Below are 8,092 nucleotides of genomic sequence, written 5' to 3'. Positions count from 1 at the left end.
AACCCTCTGCTGCTCGTCCCAGAAGCCTCTTTGGCCCATACTAGGGATGCAATTAACTATCCAAATTATAAGCTATTGCCGCCTCAACGCAAGGGCTGATCGTATTTTTCGAGGTGCCCTATAACAACATGGTCTCTTTAGATCAGAATGTATCCGGCAGCGAGTCTGCGGAGTTCAGCATCAAAGGCACCATCGCCTCTACTAATGTCAATGAAATTCAGGATGATTATCGCTGGATGGAGCCCTATCTGGTGCAGCTATCGCCCTTTGAGCGTCAGGTGTTGGATCTTCGTTTCTCCAACGACCAATCCCATTCCCTGGTCGATATTTCCAGGCTTACTGGCAAAACCAGGCACCATATCCAGGCAGCGGAGGGTCGCGCCCTCAGCAAGCTGAGGCGAGACCTCCTACCGGTCCTAGAGCCCTGTTGAAGGGCCCTGCTGCTCGTCAGGCGAATAGCGCGAGAATCTGCTGGGTTAGCAGCAGGCTGAGCAGGGATGACCCCAGCATCACCATCATCCAGGGCAGCACCCGCCATGCCCCTTCCAACACCGCATCATTGGCATAGGAGAGGATTGCGATGATAACCAGGAGTTGGTTGCCCTGGAATGGCAATGCTTCCATTCCCAGCTGGATGAAGATCAGTTCCATCCCCCATACGTAGCCGATGCTTAGCAGCAGGGCCGCCACATAGCGCTGCAGTCCGATGATCAAACTATGCCGCATTAACCAGCGAATGCCCGTTTCCACCCCCAGGCAACCAAAAACAAACAGGCCTGCGCTCAGGGGCTCCAGCAGCAACGCGGCTGCGATTGGCGCCACCATATATCCACCGGGACGCATGCCCGTGCGCCTGTAGAGGAGAGATCCTACCAAAAGTGCCAATAGGAATTGAAGCAGTTGGGCCCTCAGCTTGAGTTTGTCGGTGTGAAGATAGAAGTGGCTGAGTTGATCGAAATCAATGTGCAGCAGTGTTGTGCTGAGCCACACTAATAGGCCAGTCGATAGTGCTGTAATGGCCGTGACTGCCAGCAGCCCGCCCATTACCGGCTTGAGGCCCTGGCGATGAAGATTGAATGCAATCACGCCTGGGAGGAATGTGCCCGTAATACTGTCAATTCAAGCCGGCAGAAGGCCGGCTTGAATTAGCAGCCAGGCCACTGGTGTGCTCAGCAGGAGTGACAGGGTTCCAAGGATGTACATCGGCTCCCTGCGTTGATATTCCGCCCGCTCCAGCCAGCGCTGATAGATCGCCTGGGTAATTCCAGATATCAGCAGAATGGCCAGGCCCCAGGGTGGGGAGAGCAGTAGCGCATTGAGCAGGAAGCCGGGCACAACTACCCCGCCTGGGATCACTCCGCGGCGATCTTTCCAGGCCATGGCGATGAGCGCTCCAATTGCCAGGCTGAAACGCTCTATCTCGGGCGTGTTGAGTATCAATGGTGATCACCCATAACATGCAGTAGCCGTTCAGCCTGGGCGGTGTGGATGTTCACCGTGCCAATTAGCAGTAGGGGCCTGGTTGGGTTGCTGGCTTCCAGGATCTGAGCTAGAAGTTGCTCGCCGCTAGCCTCCCGTAGCGAACTGCTGTTACCTAGGTTGATGACTGGCCATTGATGTCGTGCCAGCACCTGGTTCACCTCGGCTTCGAAATCGCCGAAGCTCACCACCAGATCAAACGCCAGCTGTACCGCTAGTTCGGCGAAGAGCTCAACCCTGGTCTGCCTGTCGCGGCGGTTGTTGAGGATTACAACGCGCTGGTGCTTGGGATGGAGTACAAATAGCCGCTCACAAAGATCCACGAAGCTTTCGCGATCGTTTACTGCGAATAGATTTGCCCAGGTGATGCAGTGCCCTTCTCGCTCCACCTGCTTTAGCCCGAAGGCCCCTGGATCGGGCTGGGCCCTCTGCATGGCCTGGAGAGCCTGCTGCCGATCCAGGCCCAGCCGATCGGCCACTAGGTAGCCAATTGCCACATTCGCCTCAATTGCGAAGTGGTTGAACCCCGCCAGGCTTTCGGAGTTCACACTGGCTGGATCTGCAACTAGGAGATTGGAACCTCGTTTGGCTGCCTCCGCACGCAGAATCTGCTGGAGTTCCGGATCCTCCTCGGCCGTGATCAGTAGGCCATCTTTTGGGGTAGCCCGAGCCAGGGAGCGGGCGATCTGGGGTAGGGTTTCACCCAGGTAATCCATATGATCAAGGCGCACGTTGGTGAGGATTCCCAGCTGTGAGCACATAACTTTTTGCTCTAACCATTCGCCATAGAGTGGATTGACGGCCATGCACTCGATCACGGCGGCTTCAGCCCGTTGCCTGCTGAATTTCCAGAGGATCGGCACCTGTTCATTCACATTTGGGAAGCCCCGGCGGCCGAAGTCGAAGTCTTGGCCATCCGGTTGCAGGATGCGGGCCGCACTGCCTGTGGTTTTACCGAAGGTGCGATAGCCGGCTGCTCGAAAGATGGCCGCCACGTAGCGGGTCACCGTTGATTTGCCTCGGATGCCGTTGACGTGCACTCGCCAGCCGATCCGATCCCGTGCCTGGCGGAAGCGCCTGGCGTGCCGGATGGTGATGCCTCCATAGACGATCAAACACAGCCCGTAGAGCAGATATGCAGTCACTAAATCCGACATCTAGCACCCCCATAGTTCCCGGCTACTCATTCGTGGGTGAACGATGTTTCGTAATTGGCGTGATTACGCGGTGTGTGTGCTGCACTGTTCCGCAATTTGGCGGCTGGGAACGTCGATTCGGGCGATCCGGCGCAGCATGAACTTGTCGAATAGGGATCTCAGTGGAGCAGCGGGGTATGACAGCGCCATGGCGACTTGTGGTCTGCCTGGCGCTATTTCTTCCCCTCCTTGCTTGCCAGGGCAGGCGCACTGGGGCTTTTGACGGCGCTTTTCTGGAGGGAAGGGTGCTCGATCTGGAAGGGCGACCTCTTCGAGGTGTTGAGCTTGAGTTGGCCAAGCGCCGAACCCGCAGTGGGGCCGATGGCGCCTTTCGGCTGCCTTCACCGCAACAGCCGGCCTGGCTGCAGGCTCGCTTGGCTGGTTATCTGCCGGTTTTGCGACCGGTGCTGCCGGGTAAGCCGCTGCTGCTTCGGTTGGGCCGGGAAGACGGCAAGACGCTAGTAATCCGTGCCGCCGGCGACGTAATGGCGGGCCGTCGTTTTTACACCCCTGAGGCCGGTTCGCCCCAGCCCCCCCTGCTTGCCCATCCCGACTTTGGCCATGGCCACAGGCGCCTGCTGGAATCGATCAGCCCCCTGTTGCGCCAGGCGGATCTCACCCTGGTGAACCTGGAATCCCCCCTGCTGGCAGACCCGGTGGCTGAACGGCGCGGTTTGCGTTCGCAGCGCTTCCATCCCAGTAAGGATTTTGTCTTCGCCAGTGCCCCTGGACTAGCTGGGGCCCTCCGCCAGGCCGGGGTGGACGTGCTGGGGTTGGCCAATAACCACATCTATGACGCGTTTGAGCCTGGGCTGCATTCCACCCTGGCAATTTTGCAGCAAGCTGGATTTCGGCCAGGGGTGGGCTATTTCGGGGCCGGGGACACCCCGGATCAGGCCTGGCGCCCGGCCGTTCAGCGGGTGCGCGGCATGACGATCAGCACCCTTGGCTGCAACACCATCCATGGAGCCCAGCACCCCTGGAGTTACGTGGCTTCCGTTGAACAGGCCAAGGGTGGGGCGGCCCTGTGCGAACCAGCGCGGCTTGCCGCCGCGATCCGCGCTTCTCGCCGGCGCGGCCCGGTCATCGTGATGGTGCACGGCGGCAATGAATACCAAGCGGAGCCCACCACCCCTGTTGCTGAGATGGTGCAGATCGCCCGCCTCTCTGGCGCCAGCTTGATCCTCAACCATCACCCCCATGTGATCGGCGGTCTGCGCTGGGATGGCCGCAGCCTGGTGGCCGACAGCCTGGGCAATTTGTTGTTTGATCAGACGCTGTGGCCCACGTTCCCCTCCCTGCTGCTGGAGGTGCAAATGAGCCAGGGGCGGATTTCGCGGGTCATCGGCTATCCCCTGCTGCTGCAGGGCTATCGCCCCCATCTGGCGGTGGGCGAGTTGGCCGATTGGATTCTCGCCGATGTGGCCTACCGCCAGCCGGGCCCGTGGCTGATCGAGTCTGGTCTGCTCGTGGCTGATCTCAGCGGGCGGGCCGTGGAGCATCGCCGTTGGCAGCAGCTACCGGCGTTGCCTCGGGCCCAGGCTCCAGCCGCGCCTCTCTGGAAGCTGCCCTCCGGCACCCGTTTCTGCGGCGAGCGGGGGATGTCAGGGCTGGAGTTCGGCCGAGATCTGATCGGGGTAGGCAGGTTTGAACAGGAGCTGCTGGGTAGCGATGCCGCTGCTGGGCCGGGCGGCCTCTGGCGGCTGGCCCACAGTGATCAGCAGTTGCGCCCTGAGGCCGCCCATCGGGGCCGTTTCGGTGTGCGGCTGCAGCGCCATGCCAGCCAGCGTCAGCCCGTGCTGCTCCAACCGCTCCATCGCCTGCCGGTTCGGCCCGGCCAGCGCCTGTCGTTTTTGGGCTGGATCCGCGGATCGGCGGGAGCGCGGCCGCGCCTACAACTGAGCTGGTACAGCAGCCGGCGTGGGCCATCCCAGGCCCGGCTTGTGCAGCCGCTGCTGTTAAACAGGGCCCAGCACTGGCAGCCGCTGCAGCTGGATGTGGTGGTGCCAGAGCATGCGGTGGCCGTAGGACCGGCGATCGCCCTGGATCCCCCCCGGTGGGGCAAGACCCACCTCGATCTGGATGATCTGGAGCTTGTGCACTGGCAGGCTCCTGGCTTGGGCAAAGGAGGTGGTTGGCTACGGGCCCAAGCTGGCGGCAGCGTTTGCCTGAGTGACACCACGCTGCCTGGTGCCCCCCGCGCCACTGCGGCCAAGGCCATGCTGCAACCCTGGCCAGGCGGTGGCGCGGGAGTTTCTTTGGCCCCCTAAATGAGCGCGTTTCAGCCCCCTATTCGCTGAATCCTGCAGTTAGTTTGCCGCGAATCACCTTTTTCCCCGTTCGGTTGAAGGCTGCATCTCTACGACTAAGGGGACCCTGAATGCCCGACTTGTCTGATGGTTCAGCTAAGGTTTATCGAGGTGATGCGGCTGCCGCGCTGGGCGCTGATTTCAGCTAGCGCCTTACTGGCCTTCGCTCTCCTGAGGGCGACGCACAGCACCTGGGGAACCATTCGCAGCGATCAGGCACGTCTGCTGGTGCCCTCCCTACCGGTTGTTCCCGCTGCCCAACCGGTAGTGGCGCTGGAGTATGGGCGGCTGGGGCGGATGTTCGTGCGCGAAGGTGCGGCGGTCGCCCCTGGGGATCCGTTGTTTTCTCTACATCGCGACCCCCAGATCGATCAGGAGCTGGTGGATCGGGGCATTGCCCGTGATCTTGGCGATGTAAACGAGCAGATGCGTGATACCCGTCGGGAGATTGATTCGCTCAGGCAGCGGTTGGTGATGGCCCGTGCCTTGCCCATATCACTACTGGATCAACAGATTCTTCTTGCCCGGGGCCGTTTGCTGCGGCGTGAACAGCTTGGGAATTAGGGGGGGGCGAGTCGGGATCTGGTGGATGAGTCGCGCGAGCGACTGCTCAGGCTCCAGCAGGAGCGGCTTGAGCGCCAGCAGGAGCACCAACATCTAGAAGGCCTTCAACGGCTGCTGCTTCAGCAGCAGCAAAGCTGGCGGATGCTGAGCCTGCGACAGGATTCGCTGCGACGCCATGATCTGGAGCGTCGTGAGGCATCGCGGCGCCATCCCCAGCTGGATGGGGAGCAGCAGGCCCGCCTCGACTACGCCACCTATCGCTCCCCGGGGCGTGGCGTGGTGCTGCGGCTGTTAAAACAGCCCGGGGATACTGTGCGCCCGCGGGAAACGGTGGCGATCTGGCAGCGGGAGCAGCAACCGCCCCAGGTGGAGGCGCTGCTGCCGGCCCAGGGGGCCTGGCTGCTTGCAACAGACCAGGCCGCCCGAGTGGAGGTTCCCTCCTTGCGCCAGTTTTATGAAGCCCGCGTTTTCAGCTGGAAACCCGCCGGCAGTGGGCTGTTGCAGGTGCGCTTAAACCTTGACAAGCTGCCAACGAGCGAGACCCGGCGGCTTCTGGCCCTGCCGGGCGAACCGGTGCGCGTTGAGCTCCCTCGCCAACTCAACTTAGTGCGTTGGCTGCAGACAGGTCGGCTCTCCCCTTCGTTGGCCCAGTGATGTTGCTGTTTCCCTTTGGGTTACTGCTGGCCGGGCTGCTGACTCCTGCTGTAAGTGCAGCCTCGCCGCATTTGCTCTGGGCCGAACGGCTGGTGCTGGATCTACGCCCGGAAGACAACAGCTATGGCGGTGCCCCCACGGTGGTGCAGTGGCGCGGTGTGGACGGTGCAACTCGCAGTAAGAACCGCAGCGTTTGCTCAAGTTTCATCACCGCGTTGTTTCGCCGTGCCTACGGATATGACTCCGACGAGGTGCGGCGTTGGCTGGGACGATCCACCCCCAGGGCGATCAACTACTACGAGGCGATTGCTCAGGCCAATCGCTTTCAGCCGGTGCGCGCCGTGGGGCTGATTCAACCGGGTGATCTGCTGGCGAGTCGCCAGCTCAATCCCACCTCAACGATCACGGGCCACACAATGCTCGCCCGCAGCCGTGCCCAGCCCTTGGCTGGATGCCCTGGCAGCGTCTGTGTTTACCGCCTGCAAGTGATCGACTCTTCACGCAGCGGCCACGGGGCGAATGACACCCGGCGCGGCTCTTCAGGGGTGGGTATGGGAACAATTCAACTTCAGGCCACGCGCCAGGGCTCCGTGCTGGCCTATCGCTGGAGCGAGCACAAGACTTCTCGATGGCGCCATGCAAAAGAGGAACCGCTGCTGATCGGCCGTTTCTGCGGCCTGCGCTGCCCGGCAGGTGGTTAGTCAGCCCCAGCAAAGCTGGGGCCGCTCATGCTCAGTTGGCCACTTTGAGGCGCGCTGCTTAAGCCCCCCGCTGCCGGCCATTGGGGTGGTTCCCGTCCCCTATCTGTCTGCTGAGCAGTTTGTGATTTCCGTCGCCGTTAGGAGCCTGGAATTGCAGGAAGGGCGGTCGGGCCCGCAGCGCTTCCTCCAGCAGAAAGGCACATAGGTTGGAGACGGAGCGCCCTTCCTCTTCCGATCGGCTCAGCAAGGCTTCATGAACGTGGTAGCTCAGGGTGATTGAGATGCGACGCGGTTGGCGCTGAAGAATGCGTAAACGATCATTCATGGAAAGGGCCTCTTGTTTTTGCTCTGAGCTCGGTGACTGATAGCTGGCAATCGGTGATCGGTGCCCGGTGTCAACTACGTAGGCGGGTCGCGTCAATTACGTAGGCGGGTAGGAGCCCCCACCCCCCTGCCATGGCAGGGGGGTGGGCCGCGCTTTTGCTGGGGCCGGTTGGCGGGTAATTGACGCCCGGTCAGGACGCCAAACGCCGTGCCCGTTTACGGCGATAGCTCTCGCCATTGATCTGGATGATGGTGCTGTGGTCCACGAGCCGGTCCACGGCCGCCACGGTCATGGCGCTGGTGGAGAAGACGTTCTCCCACTCGCTGAACGGCTGATTTGATGTGACCAGCAACGACCTGCGTTCGTAGCGGTGCATCACCAGCTCGAACAGCACCGAGGTCTCCGCCTCGTCCTTGCGCACGTAGCCGATGTCGTCGATCACCAGCAGGGCATAGCGATCGAGCTTGTTGAGCGCCTTGGCCAGGGCGTAGTCAGCTTTTGCCCGCTGCAACTCCTGCACCAGCGTGGTGGCGGTGAAAAACCGCGCTGAACGATCCAGAGCCATCAGGCTGCGGCAGATGCCGGCTGCCAGATGGGTCTTGCCGACACCACTGGGGCCAAACAGCAGCAGGTTCTCCGCCCGATCGATCCAGCCGCTGTCGTGGGCCAGCTGCTCGATCTGGCCGCGGTTCAGGTCGGGGATGGCTTCCCAGTCGATGTCGGCGAGGGTTTTGGGCACCGGCAGCTGGGCCTCATGCAACAACCGCCGCAGCCTGGCTTGATGCCGCTGCTGGTGTTCCTGCTCCGCCAGCACGTAGAGGTAGCTGGCTGGAGACCAGCCATCTGCTGTGGCCTGCTGCTCGG

10 protein-coding genes are annotated in these 8,092 nt (G+C 61.8%); 5 read left to right on the top strand and 5 right to left on the bottom strand.

Annotated features, from left to right (window positions below):
- Window positions 1-128: 128 nt before the first annotated feature.
- Window positions 129-431 (top strand): sigma factor-like helix-turn-helix DNA-binding protein, encoded by a 303-nt coding sequence (locus tag KBZ15_RS13730; RefSeq protein WP_255015782.1) that lies wholly within the window; start codon window positions 129-131, stop codon window positions 429-431.
- Window positions 432-447: 16 nt separating this feature from the next.
- Here KBZ15_RS13730 and KBZ15_RS13725 read toward each other — a convergent pair whose 3' ends face one another.
- From KBZ15_RS13725 to pgsB, 3 genes are read right to left on the bottom strand one after another with little or no spacing between them, the layout of a single operon-like run.
- Entirely contained in the window at window positions 448-1,086 is a 639-nt protein-coding gene (locus KBZ15_RS13725; RefSeq protein WP_255015781.1) for a poly-gamma-glutamate biosynthesis protein PgsC/CapC, read from the bottom strand.
- Window positions 1,087-1,119: 33 nt separating this feature from the next.
- A complete protein-coding gene (locus tag KBZ15_RS13720) occupies window positions 1,120-1,440 on the bottom strand; it encodes a poly-gamma-glutamate biosynthesis protein PgsC/CapC (protein WP_255015780.1) in 321 nt (106 codons plus the stop codon).
- Entirely contained in the window at window positions 1,437-2,624 is a 1,188-nt protein-coding gene (gene pgsB, locus KBZ15_RS13715) for a poly-gamma-glutamate synthase PgsB (RefSeq protein ID WP_255015779.1), read from the bottom strand. Before pgsB ends, KBZ15_RS13720 begins: the two co-directional genes overlap by 4 nt.
- Before the next feature lie 296 nt (window positions 2,625-2,920).
- Between pgsB and KBZ15_RS13710 the strand changes: the two genes are divergently transcribed.
- The 4 genes from KBZ15_RS13710 to KBZ15_RS13695 all read left to right on the top strand — a co-directional run bounded on the left by KBZ15_RS13710 (window position 2,921) and on the right by KBZ15_RS13695 (window position 6,903).
- Entirely contained in the window at window positions 2,921-4,945 is a 2,025-nt protein-coding gene (locus KBZ15_RS13710) for a CapA family protein (RefSeq protein ID WP_255015778.1), read from the top strand.
- Window positions 4,946-5,071: 126 nt separating this feature from the next.
- Entirely contained in the window at window positions 5,072-5,548 is a 477-nt protein-coding gene (locus KBZ15_RS13705) for a hypothetical protein (protein ID WP_255015777.1), read from the top strand.
- A 21-nt stretch (window positions 5,549-5,569) separates the two neighbouring features.
- Window positions 5,570-6,202 (top strand): hypothetical protein, encoded by a 633-nt coding sequence (locus KBZ15_RS13700; RefSeq protein ID WP_255015776.1) that lies wholly within the window; start codon window positions 5,570-5,572, stop codon window positions 6,200-6,202.
- Window positions 6,202-6,903, top strand: a complete 702-nt coding sequence (locus tag KBZ15_RS13695; RefSeq protein WP_255015775.1) for a hypothetical protein — start codon at window positions 6,202-6,204, stop codon at window positions 6,901-6,903. The genes KBZ15_RS13700 and KBZ15_RS13695 overlap by 1 nt, the downstream gene beginning before the upstream one ends.
- 58 nt (window positions 6,904-6,961) lie before the next feature.
- On the opposite strand, the gene KBZ15_RS13690 is transcribed toward KBZ15_RS13695, so the two are convergent.
- Together KBZ15_RS13690 and istB are read right to left on the bottom strand one after the other, a co-directional pair.
- Window positions 6,962-7,228 (bottom strand): ribbon-helix-helix domain-containing protein, encoded by a 267-nt coding sequence (locus KBZ15_RS13690; RefSeq protein ID WP_255015774.1) that lies wholly within the window; start codon window positions 7,226-7,228, stop codon window positions 6,962-6,964.
- A 190-nt stretch (window positions 7,229-7,418) separates the two neighbouring features.
- On the bottom strand, window positions 7,419-8,092 hold a 674-nt coding region (gene istB, locus KBZ15_RS13685), incomplete at its 5' end, for an IS21-like element helper ATPase IstB (protein WP_255015773.1).

It is taken from the genome of Cyanobium sp. BA20m-p-22 (assembly GCF_024346275.1).
Lineage (GTDB): Bacteria > Cyanobacteriota > Cyanobacteriia > PCC-6307 > Cyanobiaceae > Cyanobium_A.
Note: the sequence above shows the minus strand (reverse complement) of the source record. Positions and strands in the feature narration are given on the sequence as shown.